Raw genomic sequence first — 24361 nt, 5'->3', positions numbered from 1 at the left:
CGGTTGTCAGTCAGCCTGACGGCAGGGGGAGCCGATGGAAAGACGCACATTTTTATTCGGAGCGCTGGGCACCACTGCCGCGCTGGCGCTGGGGGTGAGCCTGTATCGCCCTGAATTAGCAGTAGAAGAAGCCAATGACGAAGAGCACAGACTGCTGCTCAAGGTGCTGCTGCCAGTGCTGCTCGATGGCGCCTTGCCCGAGATGGCATCGCCACGGGATTTATCGATAAACCGCACCCTCAATGCCATCAGCGCTACCCTCAAGGTGCTGCCCCAGGGCCAGCGAGAGGAGCTTTTTACCCTGCTGGACTTGCTGGAAAACCGGCTCGGGCTGCTGCTGCTCACCGGCAGCATGACGCCGCTGTTGCTGCGAAGCCACGCTGAGCTTGAGTTTATGCTCAATGACTGGCGTGAGCGCAGTATCGAGCTGTTTCAGCTCGCGTATCTGGGGCTTAGGGAGCTTATCCTTGCCAGCTATTACAGCTGTCCGGAGCACTGGGTGAGCCTTAATTATGCCAAGCCGGAGCTGCCCGGCATCACCGACAAGCGTTAGGGAGAAAAGATGGCCATTGTCGATTTGGTGCGCGAAGGAATGGCGGCGGGCTGGCGTCATCTGGATGGCGCTGCCTGGCTTAAGTCTGATGACAATGCCCGCGAGCTTGAGGCCGATGTGATTATCGTTGGCACCGGCGCTGGGGGCGGGGTTGCTGCTGAAATCCTCACCGCAGCCGGGCTGTCGGTGATTCTGGTGGAAAAGGGGCCGCTGCGCTCCTCCAGCGATTTTGATTTGGAAGAGCGCACCGCCTACCCCAATCTGTACCAGCAGGCCGCTTCCATGAAGACCGCCGACAAGGCGATTGGTATTTTTCAGGGCCGCGCCGTGGGCGGCTCGACCACAGTCAACTGGACCACTTCAATCCGCACCCCGCCCAATACCCTCGATTACTGGCAAAGCGCCTTTAATGTAAAGGGCTTATCCGAAAAGGAGCTGGAGCCCTGGTTTGAGCAGATGGAAAAGCGGCTGCAGATCAGCGAATGGAGCTTCGACCCCAACCGCAACAACGCCATGCTGAAAAAGGGCTGTGAGCAGCTGGGCTGGGACTATACCGTTATCAAACGCAACGTGCTTGGCTGCTGGAACACCGGCTACTGCGGCATGGGCTGCCCGGTCAATGCCAAGCAGTCGATGCTGGTGACCACAATTCCGGCCGCGCTGGAGAGGGGCGCCACCCTGCTGAGCCGCTTCGAAGCGGTGAAGATAGAGCATCAGGGCGACAACATCAGCGGCATTCGGGTGCGGGCGCGGGATGAGTCCCTGCGCACCTCGGAAAAAGAGCTGCTGCTCAAGGGGCGTCACTACATTCTCAGCGGCGGCGCCATTCACACGCCGGTGCTGATGCTGCGCTCCATGCTGGCTGACCCACATCAGCTGTTGGGTAAGCGCACCTTTTTGCACCCGACCGTGCTGTCGGGCGCCTTGTTTGATGAGGCCATCAACGGCCACAGCGGCGCGCCCCAATCCATTTATTCCGATGAGTTTGTCTGGCGCGATGGCGCGGCCGGTGCCCTTGGCTACAAACTTGAAGTGCCGCCGATCCACCCGGTGCTGATTGCCTCCAAAACCCTGGGCTTTGGCAAGAGCCACGCTGAGCTGATGGCCAACTTTAACCAGTTGCAGGTGGTGATAGCCCTGGTGCGTGACGGCTTTCATCCCGACAGCCCGGGCGGCACTGTGTCCCTCGATGGCAAGGGCTTTACACTCGATTATCCGCTTACTGCAAGCTTTTGGCTGGCGGCGCGCCGTGCCTTTGCCAGCATGGCCGAGCTGCAATTTGCCGCCGGTGCCCGCAAGGTGCTGCCGATTAGTGATGGCATGGGCTATCTCAATTCGTGGGATGAAGCCAAGGCGGCGATTGATAACATGGCGCTGGCACCGCTTAAAACCGTGGTCGCCTCTGCCCATGTGATGGGCGGCTGCCCCATGGGCGAGGATAAAACCAAGGCCATGGTCGACAGTTTTGGCAATAGTCATTACTTTGAGAATCTGTCGGTGATGGATGGCTCCATCTTCCCAACCAGTCTGGGGGCGAACCCGCAGCTGTCGATTTATGGCATCACAGCACGTAACGCCACGGCACTGGCGGCGCGATTGGCCTCGTTGCCAAAAACTGAGCCAAAATCTGAATCAGCAACCGAGCCAAAAACTGAGTAAAAATCTGAGCCAGAAGCCCAGAAGCAGAGCCGCTAAAGAACGCCTGGCGATAAAACCCGAAATACAAAAAGCAAAAAGGCGCCCAAGGCGCCTTTTGTTTTTGACTGCGTGAGCTCCGTTACTCAGCGAGCGCCGCCACCAATGCCACATCAATACCAAACTCGGCAAGCAGAGTCGGCAGATTTTCACGGCCAGCGCCGGGGCTGTATTGATTGAGGCGGGTCAGCAGCATCTTTTGCACCTTGCGCTCCATCATCAGCTCCACGTCCAGCATCTGGCGGTACTCCTCCGGGCTCAGACTTGCTTTGGCAAGCTGGCGCAGCCGCCGGTACGGGCCAATCAAGCGCTCATCCCAACTGCTCACTTCCACGATAAGCTGCTGCCATTGGCTCAGGTTCAGGCTAATAGCGCGTTTGTCGAGCTCGGCCGCGAGCAGGAGCAGATTGACGTTTATCTGGCAGTCATCCTGCAGCTTGAGGCACAGTGCCTCGTGGGTCTGATAATGGGCCTCACAGGCCTGCCACAGTTCCTGGCTAAAGTTGTCGCTGCTCACTCCAAGCTCCTTCTGCTCTCAAGTGCCCTCAGGCGTTGGCCTCAAGTTCGATGGCATCGATTTGTTCCTGAAGCTCAAGCCAGGCCATTTCACTGTCGTCCTGCTCGGCACCAAGGCTGGTGCGCTCAGCGAGGATCTGCGTCAGCTCCGCCTTGTTGGCGGCATCGTACAGGCTGGTGTCGGCGAGGCGCTCTTCCAGCTCAGCCAGACGGGTGGCGAGCTTTTGCTGTTGTTTTTCAAGCTTTTCCTGCTGCTTTTTCAGCGGTGACAGCTTTTGCCTGAGTTCCGCCTGCAGCCGTTTTTGCTGCTTTTTATCGACGGATGCGCCGCTGCCATCATCGCTGCTGCGGGCTGCTGCCGCTTTGGCGGCTTCCAGCAGCCACTGATGGTAATCGTCCAGATCGCCATCAAAGGTGCGCACTTCGCCGCCATCGACCAGATAATAATCGTTACAGGTCAGCCTTAACAAATGCCGGTCGTGGGACACTATCACCATGGCGCCTTCAAACGACTGCAGTGCCAGCGTCAGGGCGTGGCGCATCTCAAGGTCCAGGTGGTTGGTGGGTTCGTCAAGCAGCAGCAAGTTGGGGCGCTGCCATACCAACAGAGCCAGCACCAGCCGGGCTTTCTCGCCGCCGGAGAAGGGCGCCACCGGCGACAGTGCCATATCGCCGACAAAGCCAAAGCCGCCGAGAAAGTCGCGCAGCTCCTGCTCGCGATGAGTTGGAGCCAGACGTTGCAGGTGCATCAGCGGGCTGTCGTCCATGTGCAGGTACTCGAGCTGATGCTGGGCGAAGTAGCCGATATTGAGGCCGGGGTTGGGTTCATAACGGCCGGTCATCGGCTTAAGCTCGCTGGCGAGCAGCTTAATCAGGGTTGATTTACCGGCGCCGTTGCGGCCAAGCAAACCGATGCGGGCGCCAGGCACCAGGTTAAGGTGCACCTTGCCAAGGATGGGTTTGTCGGCATAGCCAACAGACACGTTTTCCATCGCTATCAAGGGGTTTGGCAGGCTCGCCGGCTCGCGGAATTCCATATAAAACTGGCTGTCGGCCTTGGCGGGCAATAGCTCAGTCATTTTTTCCAGCGCCTTTAAGCGGCTTTGGGCCTGCTTGGCTTTACTGGCCTTATAACGGAAGCGGTCGACGAAGGATTGCATGTGGGCGCGTTCGCGCTGCTGGCGGTCGAACGCCACCTGCTGCTGGGCCATGCGCTCGGCGCGGGTGCGCTCAAACGTGGAGTAGTTGCCCTTGTAAAAATTGAGCTTTTGGTTTTCGACATGGACGATTTCATCGACGATGGCGTCGATAAAGTCGCGGTCGTGGCTGATAAGCACCAGGGTGCCGGGATAGGCTTTAATCCAGTCTTCGAGCCAAAAGGTGGTGTCGAGATCCAGGTGGTTGGTCGGTTCGTCAAGCAGCAAGAGTTCGCTGCGGCACAGCAGCGCCTGGGCCAGGTTTAAACGCATCCGCCAGCCACCGGAGAAGCTTTTGACGCTCGAGGATTGCTTGTCTTCGCTGAAACCAAGTCCTGCCAGCAGGGCTCCTGCGCGGGCGCGGATGCTGTAGCCGCCAATGGCATCGAGCTTGCCGTGCAGCTCGGCAATGGCGTGGCCGTCGTTGCTTTCTTCGGCGGCCCTGAGTGCGGTTTCGAGCTCGCGATACTCTTTGTCGCCATCGAGCACATATTCCAGCGCCGAGACATCCAGCGCCGGGGTTTCCTGGGCTACCGAGGCAATACGCCACTCGCGCGGCACCTGAATGTCGCCCTTGTCGAGGCTGAGTTTACCCATGATAAGCGCCAGCAATGACGACTTGCCGGTACCGTTGGCGCCGACCAGGCCAATCTTGTGGCCGGGGTAAATGGTGAGGGTGGCCTCATCCAGCAGCACTTTGCTGCCGCGGATAAGCTGGGCCTGGGACAGGGTGATCATGAAGCGCCTGCAAGCTGTTGGAAAGGGCAGAATAATAACCAAGTTCGGCCTTATCATCCAGTTTTCACCGGTCAGCGGCGGCGCTGATGGCAAACTGAGGCTGGCGCTCGCGCCTTGCTGTGGCACAATAGCGCGTCGTCAACGAGGAACCCACGCCATGACCAAAATAAAAAAACGCTTTGTGGCCGGCGCCAAATGCCCAAAATGCGGTGCAAAGGACAGCATTATGCTGTTCAAAGAAAATAATATCGAAACCGTAGAGTGCACCGAGTGCGATTACCGTGAGCAGCAGCTCGAGCAAAAAGTAGAGCAAAAGGCCACTGGCGCCGTGATTGGGGTGTTTAAACCCGATTAACATTCGATTTTATCGAACTATTATTGCTTAAAATTGCATTATTCATTCGTCTTCGTCTTGGTTAAGCTAATTCCATCAACCCGGAGACAGAATCATGCTGAATGTTAAATCCCGCTTGTTTTCCCGCCCAGCCATGGATGGTGACGGCGTCAATATCCGCCGTGTGGCCGACTTCAACCGTCTGCTGCTGGACCCGTTTTTGATGGTGGACGAAATCCGCTCCGACGATAAGAGCGATTTTATCGGTGGCTTTCCGCCGCACCCGCACCGTGGCATTGAAACCTTTACCTATATCCGCAAAGGCGGCTTTGAGCACCGCGACCAGATGGGCAATGTCTGTGCCATACGCGCCGGTGATGTGCAGTGGATGAGCACGGGCTCCGGGGTCATTCACTCAGAAATGCCGCTGGCCGATGCCAAAGACGGCCTGCATGGTTTTCAGATTTGGCTCAATATGCCTGCCGCCGACAAGATGCGTCCTGCGCGTTATGAAGACAGCACGGCGACCGAGCAGCGCCGCTATGAGAACAGCACTGGCGCGCTGTTTTATCCCCTCGCCGGTCAGTGGCAGTTTGAAGGCCAAAGCCGCCAGGGGCTTATTCAGGGGCTGGCGGCCAACGGCGCGGTAGCGGATTTGATGCTTGCCGCAGCCACGGCCGACACTGAGGCTGGCCGGGCTAGTTTGTCACTGACTGAGCGCGGTTTTGTCGGCGCTTACATATACGATGGCGCCTTGCTTGGCATTGATGACGTGCGCTATGAGCGCGGCGAATATCTGCTGCTGCAAAGCGGCGAGCTTGAGCTGGTGGCGGCAAACGAAGGCGCGGGCGTGCTGCTCTTTGCCGGTGAGCCGGTGGGGGAAAAAATCGTCCACATGGGCCCCTTTGTGATGAACACCGAGGCCGAGATACGTCAGGCCATTGAGGATTATCAGGCCGGGCGTTTCGGTAAACTGCAGGCCAGCATTCCAGCACATTAGCCGCCGCGCATCTCAGCGAAATAGCCGCTGCGCATCAAGGGTTTAGCAACGTAAAAGGCAGCCGCAGGGCTGCCTTTTTTCTTTCTGCGCTGCTTGCCTAAACCTTGCTGTGATTACAGAGGTTTGGCGGCGCGCTCGAGACGATTGTGCACCGCCTGCCACTCGCTGCTGTGGGGCGGCTCGGCCACATAGATGGCGCTGAGTGCGCCATGGTCGAGCTGATAGAGGGCATCGTAAAGCCCCTGGGCGTAGGCGTCCGGGCTTGCGCCTAAGTCAATTACTGTTCCGGCGACCGCCTTGGGATTGCCGCAGAAAATCCAGCCGATGTTTTCAATATCAACAAGCTCACCCATATCCACGGCGTCGGTAAACCGGTGGCAGGGCAGGCCGGGGGAGTAATGTTTGTGGTGTTGTCCGGGCGCGACCACGCCGCCGGCTTGCTGCGCTACCTCGCGGCCGAGCAGCGCTTCGATGCTGGCCACCGACACCATGCCCGGGCGCAGCAGCCTTGGCGAATCACCCGGCAGCAGCGCCAAAATGGTGGACTCAAGCCCGACTTCGCAGTTACCGCCTTCGAGAATAAGCAGTTCATCAGCGGCAAACTGGCGCGCCACATGCTCGCTGCTGGTGGGGCTGATGGACATGTATTTATTGGCCGAAGGTGCGACCAGCGCTCGGCCAAACTGTTGCAGCAGTGCCAGCGCCTGTGGATGGGCTGGCATGCGCAGTGCGACTGTGTCCTGCCCGGCGGTGATGGTGCGCGATACCGATGCCTTGGCGGGCAGCACCAAAGTCAGCGGCCCGGGCCAGAAGGCGGCCATCAACAGTTTGGCGTCATCGCTGATATCGCTTGCCCAGTCTTCAAGCCAGCTGGTGTCGGCCACATGTACAATCAGCGGATTGGTGGCGGGGCGGCCCTTGAGGGCAAACACCTTGGCGACGGCCTCGTCGTTTGCGGCGTCGGCGGCCAGACCATAGACGGTTTCCGTTGGCATGGCCACCAACTCACCCTGAGACAGGGCGGCGACGGCGAGTGGGATCTGGTCAGTGATATGGGCCATGAAAACCTCAATAAACGGCGGTGCAGCAAGCAGGCCGCGTATGGTAAAAATTTGACCAGTTGCCGTCAAGCCGGATCTGGCCAATTCGCGCCTGTTTGCCGGGATTTATGCCCATGGCGTTACGGCGCTGTTATCTGTCGATGCCTTGCTGAGCATTTGGATTGCTTTATTGGGCTTGTCTTTGCCTTTATTGTACTTTTTTGGCATCTTGCAGCCCATAAAGCCGCCATTGCCGAGTTGTTTGGAGAGTTATGGGAATCACCCGCCGTTTGCCTCTGTTAGCCTGCGCCGCCGCGCTCCTGTTTGGCTGCTCATCTTCTGCTCCCAAACCGGCCAAACCCCAGCCGGTCACACCCGTGGCCGCGCCTGTGTTTGAGTATCCGCTTGGCCATCAGTACCTCGACGGCTTTTTTCCGGCTGAGCTTAATCCCGTTCCGGCTGTAAACAGCCACGCGCCGCGAAACTTTTCCACCTTTGAGGCCCAAAGCCGACTGGTGCTTGAGCGCTCGCCAAGGCTCGCCAACCGTTATGCAGGGCTGTATCAAAAGCTGCAGCACTGGCTGGCGGCCGGGGCTAACCCCATGCTGCTTGGCCATTATGGTATCAGGCTCGATCAGCTCGGCGGCGGTGACCGGCAAGGTAACGTGATGTTTACCGGTTATTTTTCACCTGTGCTTGAGGTGCGCCACAAGCCCGATGACAAGTTCCGCTACCCGCTTTACGCCATGCCGCGCTGTAAAGGCCGCTGCCCGAGCCGCGCCGACATTCATCGCGGCGCACTCAAGGGCAAAAAGTTGGAACTCGCCTACAGCGACTCGCTGATGGACACCTTTTTGCTTGAAGTTCAGGGCTCGGGTTTTATCCATTACGGCGACGATGACTCGCTTAACTATCTTGGCTACGCCGGCAAAAACGGCCATGGCTATACCAGCATAGGTCGGGTGCTGATTGACCGTGGCGAAGTGAGCAAAGAGCAGATGTCGCTGCGCGCCATCAAAAAGTGGGCCGAGGATAAGTCCGAGGCAGAGGTGAAAGAGCTGCTTGAGACCAACCCGTCCTATGTGTTTTTTAAGCGGGCACCCAACCTTGATGTGCTGGGCAGCGCTGGGATACCGCTGCTTCCGATGGCGGCAGTAGCCGCCGACAAGCGTCTGTTGCCGATGGGTACGCCGATTCTGGCCGAAGTGCCGCTGCTGGATAAAGAAGGCAACTGGACCGGCAAGCATGAACTGCGACTGCTGATTGCACTCGATACCGGCGGCGCCGTGAAAGGCGGACATCTTGACCTGTACCATGGCATGGGCAGCGAAGCCGGTGTTGAAGCAGGTCACTACAAGCATTTCGGCCGTGTCTGGCGCCTGGGAGCCATGGGCATGGCGCCGGTTTCCGGGGTCAAATAGCCGGTTTCAGATTGCAAATCGCTAAAGACCTAGCGTCAACTCTGGGTCTTTAGCGAGCGATCTGAGCCTTCAGCAGAAGATCTCAGCCCTGTCCGGGCGATTTGATAAAAAGCACCAGCATCAGCACCATTCCAAGCAACAGCATCAGTGATGAGAGCGCCAGCAGTGGGTCAATACTCTCGACCGCAATGTGCTTGCCGTAGAGTAAAAACAGCCCGCCCGACATCATCAGCACGCCCAGCTGATGCAGCCAGAACTGCGCCTGCACCAGCGCGCCCGCCGCACCCGGCAGCCACAGTTTATGGCACAGGCCATAGATAAATGACACCACAAAGCCCGCCAGCAAGATGTGAGCATGGGTTACCCTGTGGCCATGGTCGCCGGATTTGGCCATGTAAATGCCAAGGCACATACCGACGATGGCGTAGCTTAACGCGGTGACGATAAATTTCCTGTCCATACCTGTTTTCTCCAACCTGAGTATGAAAAAGTATAGTGCGGCTTTTTTGCAGGGCATGTGGTTGCGGGGCGAGTGCCATTGCCCTGGCGGGCATGAACAAAGCAACGCTGGCAAAGGTTGATACATTTACTTTTTACATCAGGGAGGGCAGGCGCTTTATGGCATTGGATGCATTGGCAGACGTGCTTGAAACTGCGGGGCGCTTATTTGGGCGCTTTATCAGCGAGGCGGTGATTGAATTTATGTTGAAGGGAGTTGGCTATCTGATTTGCCGGCCCTTCAAACCGTCGGTCGACCCCGACGGGCTGCGGGTATTGCTGGTGGGGCTGCTCTTTTGGGTGCTGCTGATTTGGTTTGGTGTTGAGCTGTATGGCTTTATCAGGGTGGACGCGTGCCTTGATGGCGGCAGCTTTGACTATGCGCTTGGTGCGTGCAGTACCTGATAGGCGATGGAAGTCGTGCCGGATTGGCGTTGGATGTAGTGATAAAGCCATGCCCGCGCTGGGGCGGGCACGGCGATAAGGGATTTATTGCAGCAACGCCTTGGCGTAAGGCCACAGCAGGGCGATGGCGATGCTGTACATGGTGACAAAGATAAAACGGTCGAGGTAACGCCATGCAGCCGGTTTGGCAAACATAGGTGCCATCAGGCGGGCACCAAAGCTTAAGCTGAAAAACCAGATAAACGAGGCCAAAATCGCGCCTGCACCAAACCACTGGCGTGCCTCGCCGCTGAACTGGGTGCTGATAGAGCCAAGCAGCACCACGGTATCCAGATACAGATGCGGATTCAAAAAGCTGATGGCGAGGGTGGTCATCAGCGCCGTTTTCAGGCTGCCAGCGCCCTTGGCCTTGGACAAGTCCATTTCCTTGGCATTGAAAGACGCCTTGAGTGCATTGGTGCCATACCAGAGCAAAAACGCTGCGCCGCCAAAGGTCGCCGCGTGCTTGAGCGCCGGAAACGCCATGATAATTGAGCCAAGCCCCGCTACACCGGCGGCAATCATCAGCGCATCGATGACAGAGCAGGTCAGGGCTATCGGCAGGCTGTGGGAGCGCATAATGCTCTGTTTGAGCACAAAGGCATTTTGGGCGCCAACGGCGATAATCAGGCTGGCACCTATCATGATGCCTTGCAAAAATGCGGTTTCCATTTGAAATTCTCTTTCAGCAGAAGGTGTTAACGGTCGATGAATGGCGTCGCTGCTGGCGCGTTACGGCCAGTGTCATCGTCCAAATCGGTAATTGCCGCCAAGCTTACTCCCGTTAAAATAAGTAAGATAACTAATGTTTTTTATGGGATATTAGTATCTCTTATGATGTTTATAGCTTGTTGCTGCAGGGTGTTTTCTGTGTGACGGCGCAGGAAAAAGGAGAGGCTGATGCTCGATTACACCAACCTCAAGGCGCTGGCCACGGTAGTGGAAACCGGCGGATTTGAGCGGGCGGCGCGGGTGCTGTGCATTACCCAGTCGGCGGTATCCCAACGGATCCGGGCACTTGAAGAGCGCATCGGTCAGTCGCTGCTTATCCGCTCTGTGCCGGTGACGGCGACGCCCGCCGGCAAGCGGCTTTTGCGGCATTATCATCAGGTGGCGCTTTTGGAAAGTGAGCTTGGCAGTGAGCTTAATGCTGACGATCCGCACAAGCCGACCCAGATAGCCATCGCCGTCAACGCCGACAGCCTCGCCACCTGGTTTCTGCCGGCCTTAAGCCCGCTGTTTGCCCGCTATGGCTGGCTGATGAAACTGATAGTGGATGATGAGTCGTACACCCATAACCTGTTGAAAAATGGTGAAGCGGTTGGCTGCGTGACCACCAACGCCGAACCCATGGCGGGCTGCTCGGCGGAGTTTTTGGGGGTGATGCGCTATCGCTGCGTCGCAACCCCTGAGTTTATTGAGCGCTTTTTTGCGGCGGGTCTGACTCAGGATGCGCTGGCCAAGGCGCCGGCGGTGATTTTCTCCACCAAGGACCGGCTGCACGAGCGCTTTCTGGCCAAGCACTTTTCCTTGCCCTCAAGCGGTTTTTACCAGCATACGGTCCCTTCGTCGGAGGGGTTTCTCGATGCCATCTGTCAGCATTTGGGTTATGGCATGGTTGGTCATTTGCAGGCTGATAAACTGATTGCGGCGGGAGTGCTCATCGATCTCTGCCCATCGGTGACCATGGATGTGGCCCTGTATTGGCAGCACTGGAACATCAAGGCCAAATATACCACCATCATCTACCGGGCTTTAGCGGTGGCCGCCCGGCAGGTGCTGGGCGAAAAAACGGCATAAATTCAACGGACATTGAAATGAACATCAGACAAGCTACCCGCCAGGATATTGCCGCAATGCATGTGATAAGACTGGCGGTACGGGAAAACCGGCTTACCAGCTGTGCCATCGGCGAGGCCGATTATGTGCCCGAAATCGAGCAAACTGGTCGTGGCTGGGTGGCGGAGCAAGAGGGCCGCATTTTGGGGTTCGCGGTTGCCAATTTAAACGAGGCCAGCGTGTGGGCGCTGTTTGTGGCTCCCGAGGCTGAGGGCCGTGGCTGCGGCAGCATGCTGTTGCAGGCCATGATGGAGTGTTTTCGTGATGAAGGTATTTCCACTGTGCAGTTGACCACAGAGCCGGGGACTCGCGCCGAAGCCTTTTACCTGAAGGCCGGTTGGCAGCCGGGGGCGCTGCAAAGTAATGGTGACAGGCTGCTTGTGTGGCACTTCGATTGAAGAAGTAATCCACCATTCGCCAAAGAAAAGCCCCGCTAATGCGGGGCTTTTTGTTTGTTGCTGTTCCCTTGGGCTGCAAACATTAGTTGGTGCTGAAGGTGTTTTCCACCAGCTCCGACTTGTTTTCGGCCTGGGCCACGTGGCACTGGGTACAGAAGTAGTTCTGGCCATTCAGCGTGCCCTTGGCGTCCAGGGTGTGAGACTTGGCAACCGGCGTTGCCTTCATCCGCTCGGCCTTGTCCCAGCTGTGGCAGTTCATACAGCCATTTTTGCTCATGGTAATCGAGTAGTCATCCTTGTGGGGGATGAGCGGCGGCTGCTCGATATAGTTACGCTCGATGGCTTTGCCGCGCGTTGGATAGCTTGGCAGCGCATCGGCCGGGCGCACCTCGGTGATGGGGGTGTTGCCCGCCAGTGACTGGACGTTCACTGGCTCGTTGTTTCTACTGGCCTGTTGGCCGCTGCATCCGGCAATGGCGACGAGCAGCGCGGCTAAGGTGAGTACTTTTTTCATTGTTCGTTCTCCGCCTTGGTGGCAATTCGGTGGCTATTCGGTAAAGAATTATCCTGGAAGGTAAATCGGTTCTTGTAGGTGAATACACGCTTGGCACAGACATCGATACAACGGCCGCACAGGGTGCAGTCGCTGTCGGTTATCACCGGGCTTGCGCCCTTGAGAGCGCCCTTGAGTACCTGCCGCTCGGGGCAGACCGCAAAACAGTCCATGCAGTTGTTGCAGTCCCTGGCGTTGACGGCCGTCATCTTCAGCGGGCTCAGTTTGCCAAGCAGCGCAAACAAAGCGCCGCTTGGGCACAGGTGCGAGCACCACAGCCGCTCGACAATCAAGAGGTCCGCAAGGAAGATGGCCACAAGCAGCCCAAGCCCGGCACCAGCGCCAAACAGCACGGCGCGATACAGCACGGGCACGGGGTTGAGCCACTCCCAGGCGGCCACGCCTGTGACTATGGGCAACAGCAGCACCAGCGCCAGCATAAAGTAACGCAGGCTGCGGGGCAGTTCGGGCGTCCTTGGCAGGGCAAAGCGTCTGCGAAGGTAGGCCGCGAGATCTGTCACCATGTTCACCGGACACACCCAGCTGCAAAACACCCGCCCCCCCATCAGCGCATAAAAGCCGCCGATGATCGCCGCGCCAAGCAGCAGACTGGCTTCGGGCACATGGCCCGAGGTCAGCAGCTGCAGTGTGACCAGCGGATCGGCCATGGGGATGGTATCGAGCAGTAAGCTCGATGAGAGGTTGCCTTTGAGCAGCCACAGTCCCCATAGGGGGCCGATGGCAAACAGTGCCAGTAAACCGAGCTGGGCGGCGCGGCGCAGCAGCAAAAAGCGATGCGCTTTCCACCAGCCGAGCTCACGGATGGCGTCTTCGGCAAAGCGTGCCTTGTTTACCTTGGCTGTGCTCATAGTTCAAACCCCTTATTCAGCATCTCCAGGGTCGTGTTTTCGGTGTCGATGTAGCTGTCGTGCGCAGCCGGTTTGCCAAGGGCAATCTGGGGTGGCAATACCTTGATGGCTGCCTCGTCCAGCACGCAGGCATGTTCACACTTGCCGCAGCCGGTACAGGAGTCCGGATTGACGACAGGGATAAACAGAGCATGATGGCCGCTGCGCTCGTTGCGGGAGCGCTCAAGGGTGATGGCGTTGTCAATCAGCGGGCAAACCCGGTAACAGACATCGCATCTGAGGCCCTTGAAATTCAGGCAGTTTGTTTCATCAATCAGTACCGCTATGCCCATTTTGGCCTGGTCGATGTTGGTGAGCGTCTGCTCCAGGGCACCGCTTGGGCAGGCCTTGATGCAGGGGATGTCATCGCACATTTCGCAGGGCACCTTGCGGGCCTCAAACCAGGGCGTGCCGGTGGGCGCGCCCTCAAACCAGCGGGCAAGTTTCAGGGTGTCGTAGGGGCAGGCCTCGACGCACAAACCGCAGCGCACACAGGCCGACAAAAACGCCTGTTCGGTCAGCGCTCCCGGTGGCCGGATGGCCTGAGGCGCAAGCTGCTGCGATGAGGCGATGGTGGCGATGCCGCCGCCTGCCAGCGCAACCGCGCAGGACAAACGCGCCGACGTCGCCAGAAACTGACGTCGGTTGATGCCTTTGCTGCTGCGGGGTTGGCTTGCCATTTACCCTATCTCCTGCCTGTAGTTAGCGTGCTTGATGGGATGAGGCCGCTCAGGCCTTCATCACCTTCACCGGACACTTCTTGAAGTCTGTCTCTTTTGACAGCGGATCGGTCGCGTCCAGCAGCAGCTTATTCACCAGCTGACGGGCATCGAAGAAGGGCATAAACACCACGCCACGGGGTGGCTTGTTGCGGCCCTTGGTTTCAACCCGGGTCTTCACCTGGCCTCTGGGTGAGGCCACTATCACCTCATCGCCGCGATTTAAGCCGCGAGCCTTGGCATCTTCAGGGTGCATAAAAATCTGCGCGTCGGGGTAGGCGCGGTAGAGCTCAGGTACCCGGGCGGTCATGGAGGCGGTGTGCCAGTGCTCCAGCACCCGGCCTGTGCTCATCCACAGATCGTATTCTTCGTTCGGCTCTTCGGCGGCGGGCTCGAAGGGCAGGGCAAAAATCACTGCCTTGCCATCGGGCTTGCCGTAGAAGTTAAAGCCTTCACCGGCCTTCACATAAGGATCTGACCCCTCAACGAAACGGCGCAGGGTTTCTTTGCCATCCACCACAGGCCAGCGCAGGCCGCGGGTTGGGTGGTAGGTATCGAACGGCGCCAGATCGTGGGCCTTGCCACGGCCAAAGGCGGCGTATTCTTCGAAGATGCCCTTTTGCACGTAGAAGCCGAAGTGTTCGGACTCGTCGTTCATCTCACCCTTGCAGTCGGACACCGGATACTTGTTGATAACGCCGTTGGCAAACAGCACTTCAAACAGGGTCTTGCCAGCGTACTCGGGCTTTTTGGCAATCAGCTCGGCGGGCCAGACTTCGTCCACAGTAAAGCGCTTGGCAAATTCCATCAGCTGCCACAGGTCAGACTTGGCACCTTCGGGGGCCTTCACCATCTGGTGCCACATATGGGTGCGGCGCTCGGCGTTGCCGTAGCCACCTTCTTTTTCTACCCACATGGCGGTGGGCAGAATAAGGTCGGCCGCCATGGCGGTGACTGTTGGATAAGGGTCTGATACCACGATGAAGTTTTCGGGATTACGGAAGCCCGGATAGATTTCATCGTTGATATTGGGGCCGGCCTGCATGTTGTTGGTACACATGGTCCAGTAACAGTTGAGCTTGCCGTCTTTGAGCATCCGGCTTTGCAGTACGGCGTGGAAGCCGGGCTTGGGCGGAATGGCGCCTTCGGGCAGCAGCCAGAGCTTTTCGGTCAGGGCGCGGTGCTTGTCGTTGTCCACCACCATGTCGGCGGGCAGGCGGTGGGCAAAGGTGCCCACTTCACGGGCGGTGCCGCAGGCCGATGGCTGGCCGGTGAGCGAGAAGGGGCTGTTGCCGGGGGTGGCGATTTTGCCGGTCAGCAGGTGGATGTTGTACAGCATGTTGTTGGTCCACACACCGCGCACGTGCTGGTTAACGCCCATGGTCCACAGGCTCATCACCTTCACCTTAGGATCGGCATAGGCTTTGGCGAGCTCCACCAAGCGCTCGGCCGGTACGCCGCTCATTTCGCTGGCGTATTCCAGGGTATAGCTGCTGACAAACTTGGCGTATTCCTCAAAGGAAATCGGCGTGGATTTGCCATTGCCGGGGTTTTTGGCCTTTTTCTCCAGCGGATGGTCAGGGCGCAGGCCGTAACCAATGTCGGTCACACCCAACGCAAACTTGGTGTGCTTGCTGACGAAGTCTTTATTAACCGCTTTATTTTCAATGATGTAGTTGGCGATAAAGTTCAGGATCACCATGTCCGTTTGCGGACGGAACACCATGGGGTTATCGGCCAGATCGAAGGAGCGGTTTTCGAAGGTCGACAGCACATGCACGCGGGCATCGGCGTGGCTCAGGCGGCGATCTGACAGGCGCGCCCACAGGATGGGGTGCATCTCGGCCATGTTGGCGCCCCAGAGCACGAAGTGATCGGCGGCTTCGAGGTCGTCATAACAGCCCATGGGCTCGTCGATACCGAAGGTACGCATAAAGCCGGCAACCGCCGAGGCCATACAGTGGCGGGCGTTGGGGTCGATGTTGTTGGTGAGGAAACCGGCCTTGTGCAGCTTGGCGGCGGCGTAGCCTTCCCAGATGGTCCACTGGCCCGAGCCAAACATGCCCACCGAAGTGGGGCCCTTGGCCTTGAGGCTCGCCTTCCACTTGTCGGCCATGGTGTCCAGCGCCACCTCCCAGCTTACCGGGGTGAACTCGCCGTTCTTGTCGTAATTGCCGTCTTTCATGCGCAAAAGTGGCGTGTCCAGACGGTCCTTGCCGTACATGATCTTCGACAGGAAGTAGCCCTTGATACAGTTCAGGCCCTTGTTGACCGGGCTTTCGGGATCACCCTTGGTGGCAACCACTTTGCCGTCCCGGGTGCCTACCAGCACCGAACAGCCCACGCCGCAGAAGCGGCAGGGGGCCTTGTCCCATTTGATGTTGTCGTTCTGCTCAGCGGCTTCAACCACTTTCACTGGCAGAGTGACACCCACGGCCGTAGCCGCAGCAACGGCGGCATTGGCTTTTAGAAACTCGCGACGGCTTATGCTCATGGTGTTTCCTCACTCTCTTGTTGTTCGAGTTCTGATTGGTGATAGATCAGACTGCTGGATAACACCCCGTTAAGGGCGTTGATGGTCTCGACGTTGTCGAGGATGGCCCGCTGGCTTGACCCTTCCAGGGTGATAACCAACTTGCCTTGGGGATTGATGGCATGGACTTCGGCGCCGGGCAGGGCCGCAATGGTTGCGCCAATGGCATTGGCCTGGCTTGGTGCGGCGTGCACCACCAAACTGGTGACGTGATATTCCTGGGTCATGACGCTTGCTCCCATAGGATTCGACCGCTTAGGGTCAATCGGATGGTTTCGAGTCTAGACCTTGCTATTTTTGTGGGTATACCCACTAGGAGGTATCAAACAGGTTTGTAGACCCAGATCATGTTTTTGAGCGTGATCTGCTTCTCAGTTTGAAATTTAACCAAAAGGCGCATTGGTAAAGGAGAATTTGTACTGGCGCTGCAAGCTTAAACAGGCCTTAAGTCTCAGAGATTTAAATGAAACTGATTCTTGTTTGGCTATTGCTTTGTGGGTAGTTAGGTTGAATGCTGGCTGTCAGTTGCAACATCCCTGAGAGCGGAAAAGCAAAAAGGCCCCGCAGGGCCTTTTAGTGTATAGCTGAATGTCACGGACTATTATTGCGGCTTGCGGCTTGCGGCTTACAGCCACAGCCAGTCACGCAGCGCTAGAACGGGCGGACGGGCATGTTCGTCGCCAAGGTCGGCAAGGCCCAGGGCTTCGTCGTAGTGGATGGCACCTGCGCCGGATGCAGTTACCGTTTTTCCACGAACAGAGCCTAAGAGATCGCCGCTGCCGGTGAGTTTGACATCGGTCAGAGGGGCGTAGATAGACGCATACATGTTGGCAGCACCCGACAGTATCACGCCATCCTTGAGGTTATAGGCAGAGAAAAGTGACATTGACACTTTTCCGTTATCTCTGATCCCGGCGCCGTTGACCGTTGCGCTGTCGAATATCTTGCTACCACTCAGCTCTGTCTTACCCTTGACTACAATGGTTAAACTGGAATCAGAGGCTATGTTAACCTTAGCGTCTCCGGTTAAGGTGAAATCACCTGAGACAATCAGGGTAACGTCGCCACCACTGATGTTAAGTTTGCCATCGCTATTAACTTTTAAGTCGTCGAATCGATATACGGGGCCTGAATGGCCTAGGATGTCGGCATTTGAGCTCGTAAGCGTTGGTGGCTTCCAGCCGTTATGTGAATCATAAGAGTTGGTTTGTGGTTGCAGATTCAAGATTTGTGTAGAACTTACGGTCAGGCTTTGCGACGCACCGGTAAATTTCCCGACTAATCCGGGCATGCCGATTGGATCACAGGTGCCCGTTGCAACCTCCTGTACGTTGGGATTGCCTTTGTAGCCCGGTTGCAAATACTTTTTATCTTCGCTGTCGGCGAATGTTCCCTGACCACCGTATAGCAAATCGTTACTCATAATCGACGCGCCTCCCCCCAAGGTTGCATTTCCATTTGCCTTAACGCTACCTGCTACATTGCCGTTGTCCAGGTTGAAGTTACCACCGCTCATCACATTGCCGCCCACCCTGTTGCTCGCAACTGCCCCGCCTTGAATGGTGACGTTTTTGGTGGCATGGACATTGCCGCTGATGGGAGAGGTACCTGTGGTCGTTATGTTACCGGTGGCGCGAACATCGCCGCGGATTGGCGCATCGCCTGTAAGGGTGACATCGGCATCGGGGCGAATGGTGGCAACATCACCATTTTTACCCTTATTGTTGTCGCCGTAGGCGCCTTTTGATGAGTCGTAGCTGTCGATGGTGCCGCTGCCATTGAGGGTTAACCCGTCGCAGGCGACTACCGCATCTTTGTAGATATCATTGCCAGGCTGGCCCAGCAATGCAAAGGCGACATTAAGCCCGGCGGCGCCTTCGAGATGATGGCCGCGGCTCGCCAGCATAAGCAGTCCCGGAGCGGGGATGCGGTGATTGCTGGTCTCAAAATGACTGCCTTTAATGGCGCCGTTGGCGCGGCCCGGCAGTTCGCCCTTGAGTATGTCTACCGTGCTGTTTGGGTGGGTCTTGAGCTTGGCTTTAATCTTGTTGTAGCTCTCGTACATGCCCTGCTCGGCGGTGTAGCGGGCGTTGAGCTGCTTTTGGAAGTTTCCGGCGGCGCGCTCCTGCACTATGTTGTCTTTCAAATTGGTGACCACCAGCAGGGTGGCCATGATGCTGAACACCAGCACGACGAGTAGTACGGCTCCCCGCTCTCGGGATGGATGGACTGTTTGACGCATCGTTGTTCCCTCAACTTATGGATTGGCTGCTGCGGCTTGCCACAGGGGCTTGCGCATGGCGATATCGATTCGGGTGGTGGCCTGATTGGTCGGTGCGCCCTGGGGCGACAGACTAATTGAGACCAGTGCGCCGTTTTGAGCAAAGGTCAGGGCGCTGATGTCGGTCAAAAGCAGCTGTTCACCACTGCCATCGTTGCAGTAAAGCTTGTGCGCCTCGAAGCGCCAGCTTTCAACGAAATCCGCCGTTTTGGTGTTGTCCAGGCAGCTTTGGGTCTGTTGATCGGCGCCAACCTTGATGTTGAGATCCAGACTGGTGGGGGTGAGTCCCGTGACCGAGTCCGCATGGCGGATGCTGCGGCCAAGGTGCAGGGTCACAAAACGCAGGCTCTCATTGGCCATTTCCAGCCGCTTACTCTCGGCCACCGTGGCTTTCAGTGGGGTATAAAGGTTGATGACCGCAAGGCTAATCAGCAGGCCAAGTACCATGGCCACCAGAAGTTCGGTCAGGGTCATGCCCTGTTGGCGGCGCATCATTGGCAAAACTCCGGAAAGGTCAAATTCACACTGACGCTGTTGTTATCTTCAATCCGTTTGTCCTGCCAGCTCACGGTTATGGCCATTTGATTGGCAAAGTTCGCCGGTAGGGTGAGGCTGTAGTTGCCGCCGGGCTGCAGGCTCTGGCGGTAATTCACATCCTCAAACTGCGCCGGACTGCGCTGAAATTCGCAGGCCCGCAGCCAGATGCGCTCGGCCACGTTCTGGGCGTGGATGCTCGCCTGGGTGTAATTGAAACTGTTGCTGGCGTGTTTTAACGATTGCAGCTGCGCCTTGCCAAGGCCAAGCAGCGCCACAACCGAAATAACCAGTGACACCATGACTTCGGTCAGGGTAAAGCCTTGTTGTGTTTGCTTCATGTGGGGCACCCGTTTTTGGTGAGTTGGCTCTGGCCGCTGCGCAAAATACACAGCCTCAGGCTCTGGCCGCTGCGCTCAAGTTTTATGTTGGCGCTGGCTGTGGTGCCAAGGGGCGATACGCTGATGTCGGCAAGCCCTGTGACAGTCACCTTGGCATCGGGGGCTGGGATGATTTTCAGCTCTTCGTTACCCTGGGTTATCTTGATGCTTTTATTCTGCTGAACTTTGAGATGAACCGTTTCGCTGCGTTTCATCGCTTCGGAGCGGGCGTATTTAAAACCCGCCTGCAGGCGGTTGGCGCTGGCGGTAAGTTGTTCACTGGCAATGAGATTGTTGTACGACGGGATAGCAATGGCAGAGAGAATACCCACCATAGCAACTACCACCATCAGCTCAACCAGGCTCAGGCCTTGATTGGTTTGCTTCATGGCGTTACTCCCAGCAACCGGCCTTGGCGGCGCCTTCGACACCCTTTTGATTGAGGGTGAGGGCACCACAGCTGTCGCTTTGTCTGCTTGTCGGCGTGGCTTTTAATTCATACTCGGTGCCGCCGGTCTGGCTGTAGCTGTAGGTGTAAAAATCGTCCGACGGCAGACTGGCGATGGCATTGGGGTAGGCGCCGTCGCGAGAGTAACTGCGCTCAAGGCCGTGGCTTAGGCTAATCAGCTGCTGCTGAGCGTCAAAGCGGCGGCCTTTCTTGAGATACTCCTGATAAGACGGCAGCGCGATGGCGGCAATAATGCCGACAATGGCGACCACTATCATGAGTTCAATCAGGGTGAAACCTGTGCTGCTTGTGCTGGATGTCAGACTGGCTCTGAGTTTACTGCTGAGTTTGCCGCTGAGTGTTAAATTGCGGGGATGCTTCCATGCCATGTAGATTGTATACCTTTGTTATCGTTATATTTTGACAAACGACAGCGTTGTCATTTTTTTGACTGAACATAGGGCTTTTGACGTATATGTGCAATATGTTTGTATACTCTTTACATTCAAGCTATATCGTTTGGTTATAAGCGATGTTTGAAGTGTCAGAAGTGACGCAAATTTGTGTGCCTTGACTGCGGCATGTCATGGTTCCTGACCGGGATGCCTTGTTGGTCACGAAGGCTTTATTGCGGAATTGAGAGCTTGATCACCCGGCGATTTGGTCACTGCCACAGGCTGGTTATGCGGTAGCTTTTCTACAACTTTCAGAATTTGTGCCCGTCAGGATCCCAATCTTTTATTGGGGTTGTAGCCATAAGTTAATGTTTTAAATATAAATCCAGCATTCGGCTGTGGTTTGTCCTCTTTGTAATATTCCTACGAAATAAGTGTGTTCAAGGCGATTTTCGCGCCGCTTTGGCGGGGTTTTGTGATGTTTTGTAGTTAAATTTCACTTTTGAGCCAATTGTGATGTGGCTGACGGAATTTTTTTGCGCTGCCAAGTACGATCATACGCAGTGTATTTTCCATATGAGCGACCGCAATCATGGCAGATTATTCCGAAGCGATAATCACAGTGAAAAAGGGCCTGGATGTGCCCATTGCCGGGGCGCCAAGGCAGGTGATTGATACCGCCGCCAAACCAAGCCAGCTTGCCGTGTTAGGCAAGGAGTATGTGGGGCTTAAGCCTTCCATGCTGGTGGAAGAGGGTGAGCGGGTCATCAAGGGTCAGGCGCTGTTTGAAGACAAGAGCAACCCGGGAGTGCGCTTTACCGCGCCCTGTGCCGGTGTTGTGTCAGCCATTCACAGAGGCGACAAGCGCCTGCTGCTGTCGGTGGTCATCGATTGTGATGGCTCCGACGAGGCTATCGATTTTGGCGCCGAGGCAAACCTTGCCGCCCTGACCCGTGAGCAGGTGCAGGACAAGCTGCTGCAAAGTGGCCTGTGGACTGCACTTCGCACCCGTCCCTTCTCCCGTGCTCCCAAGCCAGGCACTGCGCCTGCAGGCCTGTTTGTGACTGCCGTGGACACCAATCCGCTGGCGGCCGATCCGCGGGTGATTATCAATACCGACGTGGATGCCTTTGCCGCCGGTATGCAGGTACTCACTCATCTCACCGATGGGCCGGTGTTTTTGTGTCAGGATGGTCGCCACGACAGCCTGCCCGGCGCCGAGCTGCCACGGGTACAGACCCACAGATTCCAGGGCGTGCACCCTGCCGGGTTGGTGGGCACTCACATCCACATGCTGATGCCGGTGAATATGGAGCGTCAGGTGTGGCACATCGGCTATCAGGACGTGATGGCGGTTGGTCGCCTCTTTACCACAGGACAGCTGGATAACCGCCGTATCGTCGCACTCGGTGGCCCCAACGTGCTTAATCCAAGGCTGCTCGCTACTGTGCTGGGTGCAAAGGTCAGCGATATCGTCAAGGGCGAGCTGAAAGACGAAGTGCATTCCCGCGTCGTGTCAGGCTCTGTGCTGTCCGGTCACACCGCCGAAGGTGCGTTCGACTTCCTCGGCCGCTTCCACCCACAGATTTCGGTAGTCACCGAAGATGACAGCGAGCACTTCCTGCCCTGGGTACGTTTGGGTCGGGACAAGTTCTCTATCACCCGTACCGTGCTGTCGCGCTTTTTGCCGAAAAAACTCTACGACATGACCACCCACACCGGCGGTGCCAAGCGCGCCATGATGGCCTTTGGTCAGCTGGACAGGGTGATGCCGCTGGATATTCTGCCCACCCTGCTGGTGCGGGATCTGGTGGTGCGTGACACCGACGAGGCGCAGCTGTTGGGCGCACTGGAGCTGGACGAAGAAGACTTGGCCCTGTGCACCTTTGTCTGCCCCAGCAAGTACGATTTTGGCCAGGAGCTTCGCGCCTGCCTGACGATTATCGAGAGGGAAGGCTGATGAGCAAACCCACTGAATCAAAAAGCAAACCAACGGCTCAGGACGCCTACTACGCGCCCGGGTTGACCATTAAAGACTATTTCCGCTCGCTGTTTATCGGCCATGGTGCCAGCACCCAGGACACGGTGCACGTGCGCGATGCCATCGAAGTAAAGCGCACCATGACCCTGGTGGGCCTGTGTCTGCTGCCGGCGATTTTGTTTGGCATCTACAACACTGGCCTGCAGGCGCAGCTGGCGATTCTGGCGGGCAGTGCACCGCTGGATAACTGGCATCAGGCTCTGTACAACGCCGTTTTTGGCGGCCTGAGTGAAAGCACCGGCATTGTCGGCCTGATGGCATATGGCCTTATCTACTATCTGCCGATTTATCTGGCTGCCCTTATCACCACCATCTTCTGGGAAATGGTGTTTGCCAAGGCCAGACGCCAGCAAATGCAGGAAGGCTTCTTCGTGACCGCCTTGCTGTTCAGCCTGTGTTTGCCCGCCAATATCAGCCTCTGGCTGGTGGTGATGGGCATCAGCTTTGGTGTGGTGGTTGCCAAAGAGCTGTTCGGTGGCATGGGTTACAACTTCCTGAATCCGGCGCTGGCGGGTCTCGCCTTTATCTATTTTGCCTACCCAAGCGAAGTGACCACTTCGGCGCAGCTGGTGGCGGTGGACGGTTACAGCTCGGCCACGACGCTTGCCGAAGTTGCCGCCAACAAGATGAAGTTTGCTGACTATCCCTGGTACCACGCCTTTAGCGATGGCGCCTGGTGGAATGCCTTCCTCGGTTTTGAAGTGGGCGCGATAGGCGAAACCTCGGCGTTGGCAATTCTCCTTGGCGGCGCCTTGCTGCTGCTCACCCGCCTTGCCGACTGGCGCATTGTGGTGGGTGTGATGCTGGGCATGATTGCCACCTCGCTGCTGTTTAATCTGCTGGGCGATGGCAAAAACGCCATGGCAGCCATGCCCTGGACCTGGCATCTGGTTACCGGCGGTTTTGCGCTGGGGATGATGTTTATGGCTACCGATCCTGTGACCACCGCCTATACCCGCCCCGGCAAGCTGATGTTCGGCATTCTGGTGGGCGCCATGACCATTCTTATCCGCGTTGCCAACGTCAAGCAGCCCGAGGGCATCATGCTGGCGATTCTGTTCGCCAACCTGTGGGCACCGCTGCTGGATTCGCTGGTGGCTCGGTTCAACATCAAACGGAGGCTGAAGCGCCATGGCCTTTAACAAAGACAGTATCCTCGGCACCATGACCTTTACGGTCGTGCTGTGCCTGGTGTGCTCCTTTATGATCACCGGCACCGCCGATGTGCTCAAGGAGCGCAAGTTGGTGAAAAAGCGCAATGAGCTGATGCAAAACGTGCTGATTGCGGCTGATATCAAGGACGTAAGCGATGTCAAAGGCACCTTCGAGGCGCGGGTGCGCCCTGTGATGGTGGATATCGCCAGCGGCGAGATGATTGAGCGTGACAATATCCTCGATTTTGACGAGCGCATGGCGGCCATCAATCCCGATACCTCCAGCAAGATTGCCAAAGACACCGCCCGTATCAAGACCCGCGCCAATCAGGTGCGGGTATTCAAGGTGCTGGACGAGCAGGGCCAGCTGCAGGCACTGGTATTGCCTGTGTATGGCAAGGGTCTGTGGTCAATTATCTACGGTTACGTGGGCGTTAAGGCCGACCTTAACACCATCTCCGGCGCTGTATTTTACGAGCACGGTGAAACCCCGGGTATCGGCGACTTTATCAACCACGATGACTGGCTCGCCAAGTGGCAGGGCAAGCAAATCTTCAACGCCAAGGGCGATGTGGCCTTCAAGATCGTGAAGGGCGAAGCCAAGGCCGGTGACAAGAGCGCCGTTGATGGCGTGAGCGGTGCCACCCGTACCGGTGCCGGTGTCGCCAAGGCAGTGCAGTTCTGGTTTGGTCCCGAGGGTTTTGAAACCTTCCTTGGCAAACTGAAAGCGGCGGGGGTGTAAC

Annotated in this window: 26 protein-coding genes; 11 read left to right on the top strand and 15 right to left on the bottom strand. The window is 57.2% G+C overall.

Translation table 11 applies throughout. The features are described 5' to 3' along the window. Positions 1 to 34 precede the first annotated feature (34 nt). Both KJI95_RS04655 and KJI95_RS04650 read left to right on the top strand, forming a co-directional pair. The gene (locus KJI95_RS04655) at positions 35 to 553 is read left to right on the top strand and encodes a TAT leader-containing periplasmic protein (protein ID WP_214505976.1); all 519 of its coding nucleotides are present in this window, start codon (positions 35 to 37) and stop codon (positions 551 to 553) included. 9 nt (positions 554 to 562) lie between these two features. Beyond that, the gene (locus tag KJI95_RS04650; RefSeq protein ID WP_214505975.1) at positions 563 to 2212 is read left to right on the top strand and encodes a GMC family oxidoreductase; all 1650 of its coding nucleotides are present in this window, start codon (positions 563 to 565) and stop codon (positions 2210 to 2212) included. A 118-nt stretch (positions 2213 to 2330) separates the two neighbouring features. Here KJI95_RS04650 and KJI95_RS04645 read toward each other — a convergent pair whose 3' ends face one another. Further along, on the bottom strand, positions 2331 to 2765 hold the full coding sequence (locus KJI95_RS04645) for a TIGR02444 family protein (protein WP_214505974.1): 435 nt from the start codon (positions 2763 to 2765) through the stop codon (positions 2331 to 2333). 28 nt (positions 2766 to 2793) lie between these two features. Continuing rightward, positions 2794 to 4698, bottom strand: a complete 1905-nt coding sequence (locus tag KJI95_RS04640) for an ABC transporter ATP-binding protein (protein WP_214505973.1) — start codon at positions 4696 to 4698, stop codon at positions 2794 to 2796. Between the two features lie 157 nt (positions 4699 to 4855). Between KJI95_RS04640 and KJI95_RS04635 the strand changes: the two genes are divergently transcribed. Both KJI95_RS04635 and KJI95_RS04630 read left to right on the top strand, forming a co-directional pair. Continuing rightward, positions 4856 to 5053: a YheV family putative zinc ribbon protein gene (locus KJI95_RS04635; RefSeq protein ID WP_214505972.1), complete on the top strand. Its 198-nt coding sequence runs from the start codon at positions 4856 to 4858 to the stop codon at positions 5051 to 5053. A 97-nt stretch (positions 5054 to 5150) separates the two neighbouring features. Next, a complete protein-coding gene (locus KJI95_RS04630; protein ID WP_214506196.1) occupies positions 5151 to 6032 on the top strand; it encodes a pirin family protein in 882 nt (293 codons plus the stop codon). A 113-nt stretch (positions 6033 to 6145) separates the two neighbouring features. Here the strand turns inward: KJI95_RS04630 and KJI95_RS04625 are convergent, their stop codons facing one another. After that, a complete protein-coding gene (locus KJI95_RS04625; RefSeq protein WP_214505971.1) occupies positions 6146 to 7093 on the bottom strand; it encodes an L-threonylcarbamoyladenylate synthase in 948 nt (315 codons plus the stop codon). A 251-nt stretch (positions 7094 to 7344) separates the two neighbouring features. Between KJI95_RS04625 and mltA the strand changes: the two genes are divergently transcribed. Beyond that, on the top strand, positions 7345 to 8493 hold the full coding sequence (gene mltA, locus KJI95_RS04620) for a murein transglycosylase A (protein ID WP_214505970.1): 1149 nt from the start codon (positions 7345 to 7347) through the stop codon (positions 8491 to 8493). Positions 8494 to 8575: 82 nt separating this feature from the next. On the opposite strand, the gene KJI95_RS04615 is transcribed toward mltA, so the two are convergent. Then, positions 8576 to 8953 (bottom strand): TonB-dependent receptor, encoded by a 378-nt coding sequence (locus tag KJI95_RS04615; protein ID WP_214505969.1) that lies wholly within the window; start codon positions 8951 to 8953, stop codon positions 8576 to 8578. Positions 8954 to 9111: 158 nt separating this feature from the next. On the opposite strand from KJI95_RS04615, the gene KJI95_RS04610 reads away from it, so the two are divergent. Next, positions 9112 to 9396 carry a hypothetical protein gene (locus KJI95_RS04610; protein WP_214505968.1) on the top strand — a complete coding sequence of 95 codons (285 nt, stop codon included), beginning with the start codon at positions 9112 to 9114 and terminating at the stop codon, positions 9394 to 9396. 84 nt (positions 9397 to 9480) lie between these two features. Here KJI95_RS04610 and KJI95_RS04605 read toward each other — a convergent pair whose 3' ends face one another. After that, complete coding sequence (locus tag KJI95_RS04605; protein ID WP_214505967.1) at positions 9481 to 10107, bottom strand: LysE/ArgO family amino acid transporter; 627 nt, start codon at positions 10105 to 10107, stop codon at positions 9481 to 9483. Between the two features lie 228 nt (positions 10108 to 10335). On the opposite strand from KJI95_RS04605, the gene KJI95_RS04600 reads away from it, so the two are divergent. Continuing rightward, on the top strand, positions 10336 to 11235 hold the full coding sequence (locus KJI95_RS04600) for a LysR family transcriptional regulator ArgP (RefSeq protein WP_214505966.1): 900 nt from the start codon (positions 10336 to 10338) through the stop codon (positions 11233 to 11235). 17 nt (positions 11236 to 11252) lie between these two features. Then, on the top strand, positions 11253 to 11672 hold the full coding sequence (locus tag KJI95_RS04595) for a GNAT family N-acetyltransferase (protein WP_214505965.1): 420 nt from the start codon (positions 11253 to 11255) through the stop codon (positions 11670 to 11672). Positions 11673 to 11754: 82 nt separating this feature from the next. Here the strand turns inward: KJI95_RS04595 and KJI95_RS04590 are convergent, their stop codons facing one another. The 10 genes from KJI95_RS04590 to KJI95_RS19555 form a co-directional block, all read right to left on the bottom strand. Beyond that, a complete protein-coding gene (locus tag KJI95_RS04590) occupies positions 11755 to 12186 on the bottom strand; it encodes a nitrate reductase cytochrome c-type subunit (protein ID WP_214505964.1) in 432 nt (143 codons plus the stop codon). Next, entirely contained in the window at positions 12183 to 13094 is a 912-nt protein-coding gene (napH, locus tag KJI95_RS04585) for a quinol dehydrogenase ferredoxin subunit NapH (protein WP_214505963.1), read from the bottom strand. The genes KJI95_RS04590 and napH overlap by 4 nt, the downstream gene beginning before the upstream one ends. After that, a complete protein-coding gene (napG, locus tag KJI95_RS04580; protein WP_214505962.1) occupies positions 13091 to 13813 on the bottom strand; it encodes a ferredoxin-type protein NapG in 723 nt (240 codons plus the stop codon). The genes napH and napG overlap by 4 nt, the downstream gene beginning before the upstream one ends. A gap of 49 nt (positions 13814 to 13862) precedes the next feature. After that, a complete protein-coding gene (gene napA / locus KJI95_RS04575; protein WP_214505961.1) occupies positions 13863 to 16346 on the bottom strand; it encodes a nitrate reductase catalytic subunit NapA in 2484 nt (827 codons plus the stop codon). After that, positions 16343 to 16612 carry a chaperone NapD gene (locus KJI95_RS04570; protein WP_214506195.1) on the bottom strand — a complete coding sequence of 90 codons (270 nt, stop codon included), beginning with the start codon at positions 16610 to 16612 and terminating at the stop codon, positions 16343 to 16345. Before KJI95_RS04570 ends, napA begins: the two co-directional genes overlap by 4 nt. A gap of 398 nt (positions 16613 to 17010) precedes the next feature. Continuing rightward, on the bottom strand, positions 17011 to 18627 hold the full coding sequence (locus tag KJI95_RS04565; protein WP_214505960.1) for a pilus assembly PilX N-terminal domain-containing protein: 1617 nt from the start codon (positions 18625 to 18627) through the stop codon (positions 17011 to 17013). Positions 18628 to 18642: 15 nt separating this feature from the next. Beyond that, positions 18643 to 19161 carry a PilW family protein gene (locus KJI95_RS04560; protein WP_214505959.1) on the bottom strand — a complete coding sequence of 173 codons (519 nt, stop codon included), beginning with the start codon at positions 19159 to 19161 and terminating at the stop codon, positions 18643 to 18645. Beyond that, entirely contained in the window at positions 19158 to 19541 is a 384-nt protein-coding gene (locus KJI95_RS04555; RefSeq protein ID WP_214505958.1) for a prepilin-type N-terminal cleavage/methylation domain-containing protein, read from the bottom strand. Before KJI95_RS04555 ends, KJI95_RS04560 begins: the two co-directional genes overlap by 4 nt. Beyond that, on the bottom strand, positions 19538 to 19969 hold the full coding sequence (locus tag KJI95_RS19560) for a GspH/FimT family pseudopilin (RefSeq protein WP_214505957.1): 432 nt from the start codon (positions 19967 to 19969) through the stop codon (positions 19538 to 19540). The genes KJI95_RS04555 and KJI95_RS19560 overlap by 4 nt, the downstream gene beginning before the upstream one ends. A 4-nt stretch (positions 19970 to 19973) precedes the next feature. Further along, positions 19974 to 20417, bottom strand: a complete 444-nt coding sequence (locus KJI95_RS19555; protein WP_214505956.1) for a type IV pilin protein — start codon at positions 20415 to 20417, stop codon at positions 19974 to 19976. A gap of 598 nt (positions 20418 to 21015) precedes the next feature. Here KJI95_RS19555 and KJI95_RS04540 point away from each other — a divergent pair. From KJI95_RS04540 to KJI95_RS04530, 3 genes are read left to right on the top strand one after another with little or no spacing between them, the layout of a single operon-like run. After that, positions 21016 to 22383 carry a Na(+)-translocating NADH-quinone reductase subunit A gene (locus KJI95_RS04540; RefSeq protein ID WP_214505955.1) on the top strand — a complete coding sequence of 456 codons (1368 nt, stop codon included), beginning with the start codon at positions 21016 to 21018 and terminating at the stop codon, positions 22381 to 22383. Beyond that, the gene (locus tag KJI95_RS04535) at positions 22383 to 23606 is read left to right on the top strand and encodes an NADH:ubiquinone reductase (Na(+)-transporting) subunit B (RefSeq protein ID WP_214505954.1); all 1224 of its coding nucleotides are present in this window, start codon (positions 22383 to 22385) and stop codon (positions 23604 to 23606) included. The genes KJI95_RS04540 and KJI95_RS04535 overlap by 1 nt, the downstream gene beginning before the upstream one ends. Continuing rightward, a complete protein-coding gene (locus KJI95_RS04530; protein WP_214505953.1) occupies positions 23596 to 24360 on the top strand; it encodes a Na(+)-translocating NADH-quinone reductase subunit C in 765 nt (254 codons plus the stop codon). Before KJI95_RS04535 ends, KJI95_RS04530 begins: the two co-directional genes overlap by 11 nt. Position 24361 lies beyond the last annotated feature (1 nt).

It is taken from the genome of Shewanella jiangmenensis (assembly GCF_018596335.1).
In the GTDB taxonomy this organism is placed as follows: domain Bacteria; phylum Pseudomonadota; class Gammaproteobacteria; order Enterobacterales; family Shewanellaceae; genus Shewanella; species Shewanella jiangmenensis.
The sequence above is the reverse complement of the archived record's forward strand: the minus strand, read 5'-3'. Positions and strand labels throughout refer to the sequence as shown.